The sequence below is a fragment of the Staphylococcus gallinarum genome (assembly GCF_029774255.1).
In the GTDB taxonomy this organism is placed as follows: Bacteria; Bacillota; Bacilli; order Staphylococcales; family Staphylococcaceae; genus Staphylococcus; species Staphylococcus gallinarum.
This window is the reverse complement of record NZ_CP069082.1, coordinates 2,578,162-2,596,977: the sequence shown is the minus strand read 5'-3', so window position 1 is coordinate 2,596,977 and position 18,816 is coordinate 2,578,162. Positions and strand designations below refer to the sequence as shown.

General features: G+C 42.2%; 7 protein-coding genes, 6 rRNA genes and 1 other RNA gene. All 14 read left to right on the top strand.

Annotation, left to right across the window (positions count from 1 at the left end; all coding sequences use genetic code 11):
- The first annotated feature begins 270 nt into the window (after positions 1-270).
- Entirely contained in the window at positions 271-1,698 is a 1,428-nt protein-coding gene (gene treP / locus JN168_RS12420; RefSeq protein WP_107579430.1) for a PTS system trehalose-specific EIIBC component, read from the top strand.
- 79 nt (positions 1,699-1,777) lie between these two features.
- The gene (gene treC / locus JN168_RS12415) at positions 1,778-3,412 is read left to right on the top strand and encodes an alpha,alpha-phosphotrehalase (protein WP_279525932.1); all 1,635 of its coding nucleotides are present in this window, start codon (positions 1,778-1,780) and stop codon (positions 3,410-3,412) included.
- Positions 3,413-3,441: 29 nt separating this feature from the next.
- Positions 3,442-4,161, top strand: coding sequence for a trehalose operon repressor (gene treR / locus JN168_RS12410; RefSeq protein WP_042739939.1), 720 nt, complete (start codon positions 3,442-3,444; stop codon positions 4,159-4,161).
- Positions 4,162-4,283: 122 nt separating this feature from the next.
- An RNA gene (gene ffs, locus JN168_RS12405) (signal recognition particle sRNA large type) lies at positions 4,284-4,552 on the top strand.
- Between the two features lie 180 nt (positions 4,553-4,732).
- Entirely contained in the window at positions 4,733-5,263 is a 531-nt protein-coding gene (locus JN168_RS12400) for a GNAT family N-acetyltransferase (RefSeq protein ID WP_042739940.1), read from the top strand.
- A gap of 59 nt (positions 5,264-5,322) precedes the next feature.
- A complete protein-coding gene (gene dnaX / locus JN168_RS12395) occupies positions 5,323-7,056 on the top strand; it encodes a DNA polymerase III subunit gamma/tau (RefSeq protein WP_279525931.1) in 1,734 nt (577 codons plus the stop codon).
- An 87-nt stretch (positions 7,057-7,143) separates the two neighbouring features.
- Positions 7,144-7,461, top strand: coding sequence for a YbaB/EbfC family nucleoid-associated protein (locus JN168_RS12390; RefSeq protein WP_002484224.1), 318 nt, complete (start codon positions 7,144-7,146; stop codon positions 7,459-7,461).
- A gap of 4 nt (positions 7,462-7,465) precedes the next feature.
- Positions 7,466-8,062, top strand: coding sequence for a recombination mediator RecR (gene recR / locus JN168_RS12385; RefSeq protein ID WP_107512541.1), 597 nt, complete (start codon positions 7,466-7,468; stop codon positions 8,060-8,062).
- A 536-nt stretch (positions 8,063-8,598) separates the two neighbouring features.
- A 16S ribosomal RNA gene (locus tag JN168_RS12380) occupies positions 8,599-10,151 on the top strand.
- A gap of 281 nt (positions 10,152-10,432) precedes the next feature.
- Positions 10,433-13,354 (top strand): 23S ribosomal RNA (locus JN168_RS12375).
- 78 nt (positions 13,355-13,432) lie between these two features.
- Positions 13,433-13,547: ribosomal RNA gene (rrf, locus tag JN168_RS12370) — 5S ribosomal RNA — on the top strand.
- A 251-nt stretch (positions 13,548-13,798) separates the two neighbouring features.
- Positions 13,799-15,351, top strand: a 16S ribosomal RNA gene (locus JN168_RS12365).
- A gap of 281 nt (positions 15,352-15,632) precedes the next feature.
- Positions 15,633-18,554, top strand: a 23S ribosomal RNA gene (locus JN168_RS12360).
- Positions 18,555-18,632: 78 nt separating this feature from the next.
- Positions 18,633-18,747, top strand: a 5S ribosomal RNA gene (rrf, locus tag JN168_RS12355).
- The 16S, 23S and 5S rRNA genes sit together here, the layout of an rRNA operon.
- Positions 18,748-18,816 lie beyond the last annotated feature (69 nt).

Genomic DNA, 18,816 nt, shown 5'->3' with positions numbered 1-18,816 from the left:
TGGCTATGAAACGAACTATCCATGTTAAAGCCATTACATTCTATAGTCGAAGATATCGTTAATCATATTATTTACATTTGAGTTTTTTATTAAGTGTCGTAAGCTTGATGGTTCCAGTTGCGCTTAAAAAGTGCTTATACATTATAAATTGTTATCGTTTTACAATAGGTTACTTTAAGAAGTAAAACATTTTCAAATGAAAGCCTTTACAAAACTTGTATAGACAAGTTATACTTTGGTTAATTACAAAATGTAAGGGAGTGGATCATCATGGCTGTGAAAAAGAAAGATGTAGAAGATATAGTCGAAGCGGTTGGGGGCAAAGAAAATTTGGACACAGCAACGCATTGTGTCACACGCTTAAGATTAGTCTTAAAAGATGATGATAAAGTGGATAAAGATAGATTGAGTAACAACGATTTAGTTAAAGGGCAGTTTAAGGCGGACAATCAATACCAAATTGTTATTGGTCCGGGAACTGTTGATGAAGTATATAAACAGTTTGTTGAAGTAACAGGTACGACTGAAGCTTCGAAGGAAGACGCAAAGTCAGCAGCAGCTAAAAAAGGTAACCCGGTTCAAAGATTGATTAAATTGTTGGGAGATATCTTTATACCAATCTTGCCGGCAATCGTTACTGCAGGTTTGTTAATGGGAATAAACAACTTATTGACGATGAAGGGTTTGTTTGGTCCAAAACCATTAGTTGAACAATTTCCGCAACTTGGCGACTTTTCTAATATTATAAATGTGATTGCAAGCACAGCATTTATCTTCCTACCGGCACTTATTGGGTGGAGTAGTATGAGAGTGTTTGGTGGTAGTCAAATTCTAGGTTTGGTACTCGGATTAGTATTGATGAACCCGCAACTTGTGTCACAGTATGATATCGCTAAAGGTCATATACCAACTTGGCATATCTTCGGTTTAGAAATTAAACAATTGAATTATCAAGGACAAGTATTGCCGATACTGTTGGCTTCTTATGTATTAGCGCAGATTGAAAAGGGCTTAAATAAAGTAGTGCATGATTCTATTAAAATGCTAGTCGTTGGGCCTGTTGCATTATTAATAACAGGGTTCTTGTCATTTATCATTATTGGGCCGCTTGCATTATGGTTAGGAACTGGAATCACAAACGGTGTGACATTTGTTTTTGAACATGCAGGTTGGTTAGGCGGAGCGATTTATGGTCTGTTTTACGCGCCGCTAGTAATCACTGGTTTACATCATATGTTCTTGGCTGTTGATTTCCAATTGATGGGAAGCGAACTTGGAGGAACGTATTTATGGCCAATCCTTGCTATTTCGAATATCTGTCAAGGTTCTGCGGCATTTGGTGCATGGTATATTTATAAAAAAAGAAAAATGGGCAAGGAACAAGGTTTAGCAATGACTTCAGGTATATCTGGTTTCTTAGGAGTGACAGAACCAGCGATGTTTGGTGTGAACTTGCCATTAAAATATCCATTTATTGCATCTATCATTACATCAGGTGTATTGGGTGCGTTTATAGGCGCTAATAGAGTGCTAGGTAATGTAGGTGTCGGAGGTGTACCGGCAATTATTTCTATACAAAAAGAATATTGGTTAGTATATGGTATTTGTATCATTATAGCGATATGTGTACCATTTATACTTACAGTCTTTTTATCAAGATTTAGTAAAGAAGAAACGAAAGAACTTGTCGATGAATAGGGCGTGACAGCCAACAATTAAACTCGCTAAATGATATTAGCGAGTTTTTTTCAAATAATAACTTAAGGTGGTTTTAAATATGGAACAAAATGATTGGAGAAAATCAGTCGTCTATCAAATTTATCCGAAGTCTTTTAATGATACAACGGGTAGTGGTGAAGGAGATATTCAAGGCATTATAGAAAAGTTAGACTACTTACAATATTTAGGGGTCGATTATTTATGGCTAACGCCAGTGTATGAGTCTCCGATGAATGATAACGGATACGATATAAGTAATTACTATAAGATCAATGAGCGATTTGGGACAATTGAAGATTTAAAGTCACTCATTGCAAAAGCGCATCAACGTAACTTGAAAATCATGATGGATATTGTAATCAATCATACTTCTACAGATCACGAATGGTTTAAAAAAGCCTATGAAGATCAAGAAAGTCCATATAGAGATTATTATTTCTTTAGACGCTCTGCAGACAATAGACCGCCGACAAACTGGGAATCTAAATTTGGGGGAAATGCCTGGAAATATGATCCTAAAACAGAATCATACTATTTACATCTGTTCGATGTGACGCAAGCAGATTTAAATTGGGATAATCCGGAAGTAAGAAAGGCACTATATGACATTATAAATTATTGGATAGACTTTGGTGTTGATGGCTTTAGATTTGATGTCATAAACTTAATTTCTAAAGGTGAATTTAAAGATTCGCAATATATTGGTAAGGAATTTTATACTGATGGACCGCGTGTACATGAATATTTACATGAAATGAACCAGCATACTTTCGGTAATCGAGAGATGATGACTGTCGGGGAAATGTCTTCTACAACTATTGAAGATTGTATTAAGTACTCTAACCCTGAACGTCAAGAATTGAGCAGTGTATTTAACTTCCATCACTTGAAAGTAGATTATGTAAATGGTGAAAAATGGACGAATGCAAAGTTAAACTTTCATAAATTGAAAGAAATTTTAATGGAGTGGCAACTTGGTATATATGATGGGAATGGTTGGAATGCTATATTCTGGTGCAATCATGATCAACCTAGAGTTGTTTCTAGATTTGGTGACGACTCGACACCGCACAATCATCAAAAAAGTGCCAAGATGCTAGCAACGGTCTTGCATATGTTACAAGGAACACCATATATTTATCAAGGTGAAGAAATTGGTATGACCGATCCTCATTTTAATGATATTAATCAATATAGAGATGTTGAGTCGCTAAACGCATATGATAATATGAAAGAACGTGGATTTGAAGAAAGTGAAATACTTGAAATATTAGGTCAAAAATCACGAGATAACTCTAGAACGCCAGTACAATGGTCAAATTTAGAAAATGCAGGATTTACAACTGGACAACCGTGGATTGATATCCCTGAAAATTATCGTAGCATTAATGTAGAAACTGCCATAAATGATGAGAATTCAGTGTTGCATACGTATAGAAAGTTAATACAATTAAGACATGAACACGACATTGTGACTTATGGCAGTATTGAGCCTTTGCATATGGAGCACGATAAACTATTTATTTATAAACGTCACTATAATGAAGAAACGTGGTTAATTATTGCTAATTTTTCTAAAGAATCATGTGAAATACCTGCAGATATCAATTTAGAAGGAGAAGTGATGATTACTAACGGTACAATAACTGGTAATCAGATTACCGGGTTTGGTTCTATTGTGATACAACAGTAATATTAAAAAAGGTAAGAGAGTGGACGACAATGGTACAGAAAAAATTTATTACGATATATGAAACGCTTCGTAAAGACATCTTGGAATCAAATTTAGTGTACGGTGCTCAATTACCGTCAGAGAATGAATTGGTAGAACAGTATCAATCATCACGAGAAACCGTACGTAAAGCACTGAATCTATTAGTACGTGATGGGATGATACAAAAAATTCGCGGCAAAGGATCTGTAGTGATATATCAAGGATTAACTGAATTTCCTTTTTCTGACCTTATTAGTTTTAGTGAAGTGCAACAGGGTTTAGGTTTACAACATGAAACGACTGTTGAAGTGCTGGAAAGTATAACAGCGAATGAGGTTCCTTATGTTAAGTCAGCTTTAGAAATTAGTGGTACGACGAGGTTGTGGCATTTAATTCGTACAAGAAGTATAAATAATCAAGTGAAAATTATTGATGAAGATTACTTTGTTAAAGATATTATTCCGGGCATTACTGAGTCGATTGCACAACAATCATTATATGCTTATATTGAAAATGAGTTGAATTTAGTTATAAGTTATTCGAATAAATCTATCACTTTTGAGCCGTTTGGAACATTAGAATACGATATATTCGGGGATGATGTTGCACCTTATACTGCAACAGTGAGAGGGATAGTTCATTTAGAGGATACAACTAAATTCCAGTATAATATCTCTAGACATTTAGCTACTGACTTTAAATTCAATGACTTTTCGAGAAGGCATTAAGATGTAATGGATGTGTTTAATGCACTTCATATTAAATAAGAAAATAGTTGAAATAAAAATAATATAATGAATGAAAGCTTATACTTGCATTTCAGTGTCTGATTATAGTATGATATATTTTGCCGTGCTAGGTGGGGAGGTAGCGGTTCCCTGTACTCGAAATCCGCTTTATGCGAGACTTAATTCCTTTGCTGAGGCTGTGTTTTTGTGAAGCAGCCCGAAGCACGTAGTGTTTGAAGATTTCGGTCCTATGCAATATGAACCCATGAATCATGTCAGGTCCTGACGGAAGCAGCATTAAGTGGATCATCATATGTGCCGTAGGGTTGCCGAGATTTAGCTGTCGACTTCGGTAACGTTTATGATACACACTCGAAGCGAAGGTGCACGGCTTTAATTATTAATATAATGATTTACATATAGAGTGAGTGACTTGTCTTTTGATAGCAGTCGCTCTTTTTTTATATTAAAATATAATAAATAGTTTGTTATTATAAGGAATAGTTTGTGAATGAAGATTAAAGGTGTTATTGAAGCAATTTATTTATGGTATAGCTAAGAGGAGGCGCCAATGCAAATTTATTTGAGTTCTTTAACAGAAAATGATTATGACACGAGTTTACAGGCGATAAAGGCAGCGTTTGAAGATGTGGTTGAATCGAATCATGACGAACAAGAATTAGTAGTGAGATTAAGAGAAGCTCCAGAATATAATTATGAATTAGAAGTTGTCGCGAAAAATGAAAATGGAGACGTTGTAGGACATATAATGTTGTCAGAAGTGAAGATTGTAAGTGATGATACAACATATACTGCCTTAGCCCTTGCACCATTGTCTGTATTGCCAGAATATCGTAACAAAGGTTTGGGAAAAGCGTTGATTCAAGCAGTAGAGGAACGTGTAAAAGCATTAGACTATACAACGATTGTTGTGCTGGGCGACCCAAATTACTATGGTAAATTTGGGTATGAGGAAGCAAAAGATTACGACATTGATAGTCCTTTTGACGTACCATCCGAATACTTTATGGTGAAATTTTTGTGGGATCAACTTATAGATAGACCTGTAGGTACCGTGGTCTATCCTGAATCATTTAATTGATATTCACAATGCCGAAATAAAATGTATAATAACTGTTGAACGCTATTGGAGGTGCGAAAGTGAATTATCAAGCATTATATAGAATGTTTCGTCCGCAAAGCTTTGAAGATGTTGTCGGACAGGAACACGTAACAAAGACGTTGCGCAATGCGATATCAAAAAACAAACAATCGCATGCCTATATTTTTAGTGGGCCGAGAGGAACAGGAAAGACGAGTATCGCTAAAGTATTTGCGAAAGCGATTAATTGTTTAGAACGTTCTGATGGAGAGCCTTGCAATGAATGTGCGATTTGTAAAGGTATTACGCGAGGTACAAATTCAGATGTTATTGAAATTGATGCTGCGAGTAATAATGGTGTAGATGAAATAAGAAATATAAGAGATAAAGTTAAATATGCCCCTAGTGAATCAAAATTCAAAGTTTATATTATTGATGAAGTGCATATGTTAACTACAGGTGCATTTAATGCATTATTAAAAACATTAGAAGAGCCACCAGCACATGCAATATTTATCTTAGCGACAACAGAACCACATAAGATACCTCCAACAATTATTTCTAGGGCACAGCGATTTGATTTTAAAGCGATTGGGCATGATGAAATTGTTGAACGACTAAGATTTGTGGCACAATCACAATCTATAGAATATGATGATGCAGCGCTGGAATTTATTGCAAAAGCCTCTGAAGGTGGTATGAGGGATGCGTTGAGTATCATGGATCAAGCGATTGCATTCGGAGACGACCACCTTACATTGCAAGATGCACTGAATGTGACTGGGAGCGTAGATGCGAGTGCACTTAATGATTTGTTTAAAGAAATAGCAAGTGGAGATGTGAAGTCTGCATTTGCGACATACCATCAATTTGTTTCAGAAGGTAAAGAAGTCAATAGGTTGATTAATGATATGGTTTACTTTGTGAGAGATACAATTATGAATAAGACTTCGAATCAAGAAGGCGCACATGACGCACTTTTACATTATGATTTAGATACATTGTATAAAATGATAGATGTTATAAATGACACGCTTGTATCAATTCGATTCAGTGTAAACCAGAATGTGCACTTTGAAGTACTATTGGTAAAAATTGCTGAAATGATAAAAGCACAACCAGAGCATGTACAAACAATTGCTACAACAAGTGTGGCAGCAGAACCCAACAATGATGTGTTACTGCAAAGAATGGAACAACTTGAAAATGAACTTAAAGCAATAAAGGCGCAAGGTGTATCCGTAAGTGGAGCACCACAACAGCAAACTAAAAGATCAGCGAATAGCAGGAATAACCAAAATAAGAATGCTTTTTCAATGCAACAGATAGCCAAAGTGTTAGACAAAGCTAATAAAGACGATATTAAATTGTTGAAAGATCACTGGAATGAAGTAGTGGATCACGCTAAAACAAATGATATGAAATCATTAGTTAGCTTATTGCAAAACTCAGAACCTGTTGCTGCGAGTGAAACGCATGTGCTAATTAAGTTAGAAGAGGAAATTCATTGTGAAATTGTAAATAAAGATGATGAAAAACGTACAAATATAGAAAATGTAGTATGTAAGATAATAGATAAGACGGTAAAAGTCGTAGGCGTACCTGCCGATCAATGGATGAGAGTGAGAACGGAATACATTCAAAATAGAAAAGGTACAAGTGTTGGTAATACTCAAGAAGGAAGCGAAGAACACAATACATCGCAGCAGAAGGAAAGTGAAACTGTAGACGTCGTTCAAAAAGCGAAAGACCTTTTCGGTGAAAGTACAGTGAATGTATTAGATGAAGAGTGATACATGACAATGATTAAAAAGGTATGTATAATAAAATAAAAGCAAATAATTAATGACTTTATATAGAAGATTTAAGGAGGATATATTATGCGCGGTGGCGGAAATATGCAACAAATGATGAAACAAATGCAAAAAATGCAAAAGAAAATGGGCGAAGAACAAGAAAAATTAAAAGAAGAAAAAGTACAAGGTACAGCTGGTGGCGGAATGGTAACAGTAACTGTTTCTGGTCATAAAGAAGTATTAGATGTAGAAATCAAAGAAGAAGCTGTAGATCCAGATGATATCGAAATGTTACAAGATCTTGTAATTGCTGCAACTAATGAAGCGATGAATAAAGCTGATGAACTTACACAAGAACGTTTAGGTAAGCATACGCAAGGCTTAAACATTCCAGGTATGTGATAATATGCATTATCCAGAACCAATTTCTAAACTCATTGATAGTTTCATGAAACTGCCAGGCATTGGACCGAAGACGGCTCAACGTCTGGCGTTTCATGTATTAGATATGAAAGAAGATGACGTAGTACAATTTGCTAAAGCCTTAGTTGATGTAAAGCGAGAGCTTACTTATTGTAGTGTTTGTGGTCACATTACAGAAAATGATCCATGTTATATATGTGAAGATAAACATAGAGATCGTTCGGTTATTTGTGTGGTAGAAGATGATAAAGATGTTATTGCAATGGAGAAAATGCGAGAGTATAAAGGACTATATCATGTATTGCATGGTTCGATATCACCTATGGATGGCATTGGTCCAGAAGATATTAACATTCCATCATTAATAGAACGTTTAAAAAATGATGAAGTAAAAGAATTGATTCTAGCAATGAATCCTAACTTGGAAGGTGAATCGACAGCAATGTATATCTCTCGTCTAGTTAAACCGATTGGCATTACTGTTACTAGATTGGCGCAAGGTCTTTCAGTTGGGGGAGATTTAGAATATGCAGATGAGGTAACACTATCCAAAGCAATAATGGGAAGAACTGAAATGTAAGTAATAGTGTTAAGACAAGGTTACTAAACTAAAATAGAACTACCTTTATAGGTAGTTCTATTTTTTTATTAAGAAAGTTAAAAAAATGTAAAATAAATTAAAGTTTGTTTTATAGTGCGTTTTCTATAATTGTAGTGAGATTTAGAGGGATTAATGTATCATAATAAGAACTTGGGTGTGCAAAAAGGTTATAAAGTTCGTGTATTGAGTTGGAAAGATTTGTTAACAATAGAAATAGTGTAATTTTTAGCGTTGTTAAAGTGTTGATAAGCGTGTATAGTATTTACTTGTCGGACGAAGCAAACGACATAAACAAACAAAATGCTTTAAACAAACAAAAAAATTAATTTTAAAAAGTTGTTGACTTTTCGAGTTGAAACCTGTAAAATTAATTCTTGTGTTAAAGAAATGAACATTGAAAACTGAATCGCAATATGTCAACGTTAATTCCGAACACAACGATAATCGTTGGTTCAAAAAACGTGTTAATGATAACACAAATTAGTATTTTATGAGCTAATCAAACATCATAATTTTTTATGGAGAGTTTGATCCTGGCTCAGGATGAACGCTGGCGGCGTGCCTAATACATGCAAGTCGAGCGAACAGATAAGGAGCTTGCTCCTTTGACGTTAGCGGCGGACGGGTGAGTAACACGTGGGTAACCTACCTATAAGACTGGAATAACTCCGGGAAACCGGGGCTAATGCCGGATAACATATAGAACCGCATGGTTCTATAGTGAAAGATGGTTTTGCTATCACTTATAGATGGACCCGCGCCGTATTAGCTAGTTGGTAAGGTAATGGCTTACCAAGGCGACGATACGTAGCCGACCTGAGAGGGTGATCGGCCACACTGGAACTGAGACACGGTCCAGACTCCTACGGGAGGCAGCAGTAGGGAATCTTCCGCAATGGGCGAAAGCCTGACGGAGCAACGCCGCGTGAGTGATGAAGGGTTTCGGCTCGTAAAACTCTGTTATTAGGGAAGAACATATGTGTAAGTAACTGTGCACATCTTGACGGTACCTAATCAGAAAGCCACGGCTAACTACGTGCCAGCAGCCGCGGTAATACGTAGGTGGCAAGCGTTATCCGGAATTATTGGGCGTAAAGCGCGCGTAGGCGGTTTCTTAAGTCTGATGTGAAAGCCCACGGCTCAACCGTGGAGGGTCATTGGAAACTGGGAAACTTGAGTGCAGAAGAGGAAAGTGGAATTCCATGTGTAGCGGTGAAATGCGCAGAGATATGGAGGAACACCAGTGGCGAAGGCGACTTTCTGGTCTGTAACTGACGCTGATGTGCGAAAGCGTGGGGATCAAACAGGATTAGATACCCTGGTAGTCCACGCCGTAAACGATGAGTGCTAAGTGTTAGGGGGTTTCCGCCCCTTAGTGCTGCAGCTAACGCATTAAGCACTCCGCCTGGGGAGTACGACCGCAAGGTTGAAACTCAAAGGAATTGACGGGGACCCGCACAAGCGGTGGAGCATGTGGTTTAATTCGAAGCAACGCGAAGAACCTTACCAAATCTTGACATCCTTTGACCACTCTAGAGATAGAGCTTTCCCCTTCGGGGGACAAAGTGACAGGTGGTGCATGGTTGTCGTCAGCTCGTGTCGTGAGATGTTGGGTTAAGTCCCGCAACGAGCGCAACCCTTAAGCTTAGTTGCCATCATTAAGTTGGGCACTCTAGGTTGACTGCCGGTGACAAACCGGAGGAAGGTGGGGATGACGTCAAATCATCATGCCCCTTATGATTTGGGCTACACACGTGCTACAATGGACAATACAAAGGGCAGCTAAACCGCGAGGTCATGCAAATCCCATAAAGTTGTTCTCAGTTCGGATTGTAGTCTGCAACTCGACTACATGAAGCTGGAATCGCTAGTAATCGTAGATCAGCATGCTACGGTGAATACGTTCCCGGGTCTTGTACACACCGCCCGTCACACCACGAGAGTTTGTAACACCCGAAGCCGGTGGAGTAACCATTTATGGAGCTAGCCGTCGAAGGTGGGACAAATGATTGGGGTGAAGTCGTAACAAGGTAGCCGTATCGGAAGGTGCGGCTGGATCACCTCCTTTCTAAGGATATATTCGGAACATCTTCTTTAGAAGATGATAAGAGGAATAACATTGACATATTGTATTCAGTTTTGAATGCTCATTTAGAGGATTCAAAGATTGTACATTGAAAACTAGATAAGTAAGTAAAATATATAGATTTTACCAAGCAAAACCGAGTGAATTAGAGTTTTAAAAAAGCTTGAATTCAAAAAGAAATAATCGCTAGTGTTCGAAAGAACACTCACAGATTAATAACATTTTGGGTTTTCAAACAACGACGTTGTATTGGAAAACAAAAAGATTAAGTTATTAAGGGCGCACGGTGGATGCCTTGGCACTAGAAGCCGATGAAGGACGTTACTAACGACGATATGCTTTGGGGAGCTGTAAGTAAGCTTTGATCCAGAGATTTCCGAATGGGGAAACCCAGCACGAGTTATGTCGTGTTATCGATATGTGAATACATAGCATATCTGAAGGCAGACGCGGAGAACTGAAACATCTTAGTACCCGCAGGAAGAGAAAGAAAAATCGATTCCCTGAGTAGCGGCGAGCGAAACGGGAACAGCCCAAACCAACGAGCTTGCTTGTTGGGGTTGTAGGACACTCTATACGGAGTTACAAAGGAATAAATTAGACGAATCATTTGGAAAGATGAATCATAGAAGGTAATAATCCTGTAGTCGAAAGTTTATTCTCTCTTGAGTGGATCCTGAGTACGACGGAGCACGTGAAATTCCGTCGGAATCTGGGAGGACCATCTCCTAAGGCTAAATACTCTCTAGTGACCGATAGTGAACCAGTACCGTGAGGGAAAGGTGAAAAGTACCCCGGAAGGGGAGTGAAATAGAACTTGAAACCGTGTGCTTACAAGTAGTCAGAGCCCGTTAATGGGTGATGGCGTGCCTTTTGTAGAATGAACCGGCGAGTTACGATTTGATGCAAGGTTAAGCAGTGAATGTGGAGCCGTAGCGAAAGCGAGTCTGAATAGGGCGTTGAGTATTTGGTCGTAGACCCGAAACCAGGTGATCTACCCATGACCAGGCTGAAGTTCAGGTAACACTGAATGGAGGGCCGAACCGACTTACGTTGAAAAGTGAGCGGATGAGTTGTGGGTAGCGGAGAAATTCCAATCGAACCTGGAGATAGCTGGTTCTCTCCGAAATAGCTTTAGGGCTAGCCTCAAGTGATGATTATTGGAGGTAGAGCACTGTTTGGACGAGGGGCCCTTCTCGGGTTACCGAATTCAGACAAACTCCGAATGCCAATCAATTTAACTTGGGAGTCAGAACGCGGGTGATAAGGTCCGTGTTCGAAAGGGAAACAGCCCAGACCACCAGCTAAGGTCCCAAAATATATGTTAAGTGGAAAAGGATGTGGCGTTGCCCAGACAACTAGGATGTTGGCTTAGAAGCAGCCATCATTTAAAGAGTGCGTAATAGCTCACTAGTCGAGTGACACTGCGCCGAAAATGTACCGGGGCTAAACATATTACCGAAGCTGTGGATTGTCCGTAGGACAATGGTAGGAGAGCGTTCTAAGGGCGTTGAAGCATGATCGCAAGGACATGTGGAGCGCTTAGAAGTGAGAATGCCGGTGTGAGTAGCGAAAGACGGGTGAGAATCCCGTCCACCGATTGACTAAGGTTTCCAGAGGAAGGCTCGTCCGCTCTGGGTTAGTCGGGTCCTAAGCTGAGGCCGACAGGCGTAGGCGATGGATAACAGGTTGATATTCCTGTACCACCATAATTCGTTTTAAGCGATGGGGGGACGCAGTAGGATAGGCGAAGCGTGCTGTTGGAGTGCACGTCCAAGCAATGAGACTGAGTATTAGGCAAATCCGGTACTCTTAAGGTCAAGTTGTGATGGGGAGAGGAAATTGTTTCCTCGAGTCGTTGATTTCACACTGCCAAGAAAAGCCTCTAGCTAGAAGTGTGGTGCCCGTACCGCAAACCGACACAGGTAGTCAAGATGAGAATTCTAAGGTGAGCGAGCGAACTCTCGTTAAGGAACTCGGCAAAATGACCCCGTAACTTCGGGAGAAGGGGTGCTCTTTAGGGTTAACGCCCAGGAGAGCCGCAGTGAATAGGCCCAAGCGACTGTTTATCAAAAACACAGGTCTCTGCTAAACCGTAAGGTGATGTATAGGGGCTGACGCCTGCCCGGTGCTGGAAGGTTAAGAGGAGTGGTTAGCTTCTGCGAAGCTACGAATCGAAGCCCCAGTAAACGGCGGCCGTAACTATAACGGTCCTAAGGTAGCGAAATTCCTTGTCGGGTAAGTTCCGACCCGCACGAAAGGCGTAACGATTTGGGCACTGTCTCAACGAGAGACTCGGTGAAATCATAGTACCTGTGAAGATGCAGGTTACCCGCGACAGGACGGAAAGACCCCGTGGAGCTTTACTGTAGTCTGATATTGAAATTCGTCACAGCTTGTACAGGATAGGTAGGAGCCGTTGATACGTGAGCGCTAGCTTACGTGGAGGCGTTGGTGGGATACTACCCTCGCTGTGTTGGATTTCTAACCCGCACCATTTATCATGGTGGGAGACAGTGTCAGATGGGCAGTTTGACTGGGGCGGTCGCCTCCTAAAGAGTAACGGAGGCGCTCAAAGGTTTCCTCAGAATGGTTGGAAATCATTCATAGAGTGTAAAGGCATAAGGAAGCTTGACTGCGAGACCTACAAGTCGAGCAGGGTCGAAAGACGGACTTAGTGATCCGGTGGTTCCGCATGGAAGGGCCATCGCTCAACGGATAAAAGCTACCCCGGGGATAACAGGCTTATCTCCCCCAAGAGTTCACATCGACGGGGAGGTTTGGCACCTCGATGTCGGCTCATCGCATCCTGGGGCTGTAGTCGGTCCCAAGGGTTGGGCTGTTCGCCCATTAAAGCGGTACGCGAGCTGGGTTCAGAACGTCGTGAGACAGTTCGGTCCCTATCCGTCGTGGGCGTAGGAAATTTGAGAGGAGCTGTCCTTAGTACGAGAGGACCGGGATGGACATACCTCTGGTGTACCAGTTGTCGTGCCAACGGCATCGCTGGGTAGCTATGTATGGACGGGATAAGTGCTGAAAGCATCTAAGCATGAAGCCCCCCTCAAGATGAGATTTCCCAACTTCGGTTATAAGATCCCTCAAAGATGATGAGGTTAATAGGTTCGAGGTGGAAGCGTAGCGATACGTGGAGCTGACGAATACTAATCGATCGAAGACTTAATCAATTTTATAAACCGTTTTGATTGGTAATTATATTTTACTTACTATCTAGTTTTGAATGTATAATTTAATACATTTCATTGTCTGGTGACAATGGCAAGGAGGTCACACCTGTTCCCATGCCGAACACAGAAGTTAAGCTCCTTAGCGCCGATGGTAGTCGGACTTACGTTCCGCAAGAGTAGGACGTTGCCAGGCAATTCCATTTTGACCTTAGGGTCGTTTTTTTATGGAAGTTTTAACTAAAACAAAAATTAAATTTCAAAAAGTTATTGACTTTCTAAGTCAAAACCTGTAAAATTAATTCTTGTGTTGAAGAAATGAACATTGAAAACTGAATCGCAATATGTCAACGTTAATTCCGAACACAACGATAATCGTTGGTTCAAAAAAACGTGTTAATGATAACACAAATTAGTATTTTATGAGCTAATCAAACATCATAAATTTTTATGGAGAGTTTGATCCTGGCTCAGGATGAACGCTGGCGGCGTGCCTAATACATGCAAGTCGAGCGAACAGATAAGGAGCTTGCTCCTTTGACGTTAGCGGCGGACGGGTGAGTAACACGTGGGTAACCTACCTATAAGACTGGAATAACTCCGGGAAACCGGGGCTAATGCCGGATAACATATAGAACCGCATGGTTCTATAGTGAAAGATGGTTTTGCTATCACTTATAGATGGACCCGCGCCGTATTAGCTAGTTGGTAAGGTAATGGCTTACCAAGGCGACGATACGTAGCCGACCTGAGAGGGTGATCGGCCACACTGGAACTGAGACACGGTCCAGACTCCTACGGGAGGCAGCAGTAGGGAATCTTCCGCAATGGGCGAAAGCCTGACGGAGCAACGCCGCGTGAGTGATGAAGGGTTTCGGCTCGTAAAACTCTGTTATTAGGGAAGAACATATGTGTAAGTAACTGTGCACATCTTGACGGTACCTAATCAGAAAGCCACGGCTAACTACGTGCCAGCAGCCGCGGTAATACGTAGGTGGCAAGCGTTATCCGGAATTATTGGGCGTAAAGCGCGCGTAGGCGGTTTCTTAAGTCTGATGTGAAAGCCCACGGCTCAACCGTGGAGGGTCATTGGAAACTGGGAAACTTGAGTGCAGAAGAGGAAAGTGGAATTCCATGTGTAGCGGTGAAATGCGCAGAGATATGGAGGAACACCAGTGGCGAAGGCGACTTTCTGGTCTGTAACTGACGCTGATGTGCGAAAGCGTGGGGATCAAACAGGATTAGATACCCTGGTAGTCCACGCCGTAAACGATGAGTGCTAAGTGTTAGGGGGTTTCCGCCCCTTAGTGCTGCAGCTAACGCATTAAGCACTCCGCCTGGGGAGTACGACCGCAAGGTTGAAACTCAAAGGAATTGACGGGGACCCGCACAAGCGGTGGAGCATGTGGTTTAATTCGAAGCAACGCGAAGAACCTTACCAAATCTTGACATCCTTTGACCACTCTAGAGATAGAGCTTTCCCCTTCGGGGGACAAAGTGACAGGTGGTGCATGGTTGTCGTCAGCTCGTGTCGTGAGATGTTGGGTTAAGTCCCGCAACGAGCGCAACCCTTAAGCTTAGTTGCCATCATTAAGTTGGGCACTCTAGGTTGACTGCCGGTGACAAACCGGAGGAAGGTGGGGATGACGTCAAATCATCATGCCCCTTATGATTTGGGCTACACACGTGCTACAATGGACAATACAAAGGGCAGCTAAACCGCGAGGTCATGCAAATCCCATAAAGTTGTTCTCAGTTCGGATTGTAGTCTGCAACTCGACTACATGAAGCTGGAATCGCTAGTAATCGTAGATCAGCATGCTACGGTGAATACGTTCCCGGGTCTTGTACACACCGCCCGTCACACCACGAGAGTTTGTAACACCCGAAGCCGGTGGAGTAACCATTTATGGAGCTAGCCGTCGAAGGTGGGACAAATGATTGGGGTGAAGTCGTAACAAGGTAGCCGTATCGGAAGGTGCGGCTGGATCACCTCCTTTCTAAGGATATATTCGGAACATCTTCTTTAGAAGATGATAAGAGGAATAACATTGACATATTGTATTCAGTTTTGAATGCTCATTTAGAGGATTCAAAGATTGTACATTGAAAACTAGATAAGTAAGTAAAATATATAGATTTTACCAAGCAAAACCGAGTGAATTAGAGTTTTAAAAAAGCTTGAATTCAAAAAGAAATAATCGCTAGTGTTCGAAAGAACACTCACAGATTAATAACATTTTGGGTTTTCAAACAACGACGTTGTATTGGAAAACAAAAAGATTAAGTTATTAAGGGCGCACGGTGGATGCCTTGGCACTAGAAGCCGATGAAGGACGTTACTAACGACGATATGCTTTGGGGAGCTGTAAGTAAGCTTTGATCCAGAGATTTCCGAATGGGGAAACCCAGCACGAGTTATGTCGTGTTATCGATATGTGAATACATAGCATATCTGAAGGCAGACGCGGAGAACTGAAACATCTTAGTACCCGCAGGAAGAGAAAGAAAAATCGATTCCCTGAGTAGCGGCGAGCGAAACGGGAACAGCCCAAACCAACGAGCTTGCTTGTTGGGGTTGTAGGACACTCTATACGGAGTTACAAAGGAATAAATTAGACGAATCATTTGGAAAGATGAATCATAGAAGGTAATAATCCTGTAGTCGAAAGTTTATTCTCTCTTGAGTGGATCCTGAGTACGACGGAGCACGTGAAATTCCGTCGGAATCTGGGAGGACCATCTCCTAAGGCTAAATACTCTCTAGTGACCGATAGTGAACCAGTACCGTGAGGGAAAGGTGAAAAGTACCCCGGAAGGGGAGTGAAATAGAACTTGAAACCGTGTGCTTACAAGTAGTCAGAGCCCGTTAATGGGTGATGGCGTGCCTTTTGTAGAATGAACCGGCGAGTTACGATTTGATGCAAGGTTAAGCAGTGAATGTGGAGCCGTAGCGAAAGCGAGTCTGAATAGGGCGTTGAGTATTTGGTCGTAGACCCGAAACCAGGTGATCTACCCATGACCAGGCTGAAGTTCAGGTAACACTGAATGGAGGGCCGAACCGACTTACGTTGAAAAGTGAGCGGATGAGTTGTGGGTAGCGGAGAAATTCCAATCGAACCTGGAGATAGCTGGTTCTCTCCGAAATAGCTTTAGGGCTAGCCTCAAGTGATGATTATTGGAGGTAGAGCACTGTTTGGACGAGGGGCCCTTCTCGGGTTACCGAATTCAGACAAACTCCGAATGCCAATCAATTTAACTTGGGAGTCAGAACGCGGGTGATAAGGTCCGTGTTCGAAAGGGAAACAGCCCAGACCACCAGCTAAGGTCCCAAAATATATGTTAAGTGGAAAAGGATGTGGCGTTGCCCAGACAACTAGGATGTTGGCTTAGAAGCAGCCATCATTTAAAGAGTGCGTAATAGCTCACTAGTCGAGTGACACTGCGCCGAAAATGTACCGGGGCTAAACATATTACCGAAGCTGTGGATTGTCCGTAGGACAATGGTAGGAGAGCGTTCTAAGGGCGTTGAAGCATGATCGCAAGGACATGTGGAGCGCTTAGAAGTGAGAATGCCGGTGTGAGTAGCGAAAGACGGGTGAGAATCCCGTCCACCGATTGACTAAGGTTTCCAGAGGAAGGCTCGTCCGCTCTGGGTTAGTCGGGTCCTAAGCTGAGGCCGACAGGCGTAGGCGATGGATAACAGGTTGATATTCCTGTACCACCATAATTCGTTTTAAGCGATGGGGGGACGCAGTAGGATAGGCGAAGCGTGCTGTTGGAGTGCACGTCCAAGCAATGAGACTGAGTATTAGGCAAATCCGGTACTCTTAAGGTCAAGTTGTGATGGGGAGAGGAAATTGTTTCCTCGAGTCGTTGATTTCACACTGCCAAGAAAAGCCTCTAGCTAGAAGTGTGGTGCCCGTACCGCAAACCGACACAGGTAGTCAAGATGAGAATTCTAAGGTGAGCGAGCGAACTCTCGTTAAGGAACTCGGCAAAATGACCCCGTAACTTCGGGAGAAGGGGTGCTCTTTAGGGTTAACGCCCAGGAGAGCCGCAGTGAATAGGCCCAAGCGACTGTTTATCAAAAACACAGGTCTCTGCTAAACCGTAAGGTGATGTATAGGGGCTGACGCCTGCCCGGTGCTGGAAGGTTAAGAGGAGTGGTTAGCTTCTGCGAAGCTACGAATCGAAGCCCCAGTAAACGGCGGCCGTAACTATAACGGTCCTAAGGTAGCGAAATTCCTTGTCGGGTAAGTTCCGACCCGCACGAAAGGCGTAACGATTTGGGCACTGTCTCAACGAGAGACTCGGTGAAATCATAGTACCTGTGAAGATGCAGGTTACCCGCGACAGGACGGAAAGACCCCGTGGAGCTTTACTGTAGTCTGATATTGAAATTCGTCACAGCTTGTACAGGATAGGTAGGAGCCGTTGATACGTGAGCGCTAGCTTACGTGGAGGCGTTGGTGGGATACTACCCTCGCTGTGTTGGATTTCTAACCCGCACCATTTATCATGGTGGGAGACAGTGTCAGATGGGCAGTTTGACTGGGGCGGTCGCCTCCTAAAGAGTAACGGAGGCGCTCAAAGGTTTCCTCAGAATGGTTGGAAATCATTCATAGAGTGTAAAGGCATAAGGAAGCTTGACTGCGAGACCTACAAGTCGAGCAGGGTCGAAAGACGGACTTAGTGATCCGGTGGTTCCGCATGGAAGGGCCATCGCTCAACGGATAAAAGCTACCCCGGGGATAACAGGCTTATCTCCCCCAAGAGTTCACATCGACGGGGAGGTTTGGCACCTCGATGTCGGCTCATCGCATCCTGGGGCTGTAGTCGGTCCCAAGGGTTGGGCTGTTCGCCCATTAAAGCGGTACGCGAGCTGGGTTCAGAACGTCGTGAGACAGTTCGGTCCCTATCCGTCGTGGGCGTAGGAAATTTGAGAGGAGCTGTCCTTAGTACGAGAGGACCGGGATGGACATACCTCTGGTGTACCAGTTGTCGTGCCAACGGCATCGCTGGGTAGCTATGTATGGACGGGATAAGTGCTGAAAGCATCTAAGCATGAAGCCCCCCTCAAGATGAGATTTCCCAACTTCGGTTATAAGATCCCTCAAAGATGATGAGGTTAATAGGTTCGAGGTGGAAGCGTAGCGATACGTGGAGCTGACGAATACTAATCGATCGAAGACTTAATCAATTTTATAAACCGTTTTGATTGGTAATTATATTTTACTTACTATCTAGTTTTGAATGTATAATTTAATACATTTCATTGTCTGGTGACAATGGCAAGGAGGTCACACCTGTTCCCATGCCGAACACAGAAGTTAAGCTCCTTAGCGCCGATGGTAGTCGGACTTACGTTCCGCAAGAGTAGGACGTTGCTAGGCAAGCAGAGATGCGATGAGCCGAGACCGTAAGGTCTCTTTTTTTTGCTTTAAAAGAGCTTAACTTCTGAA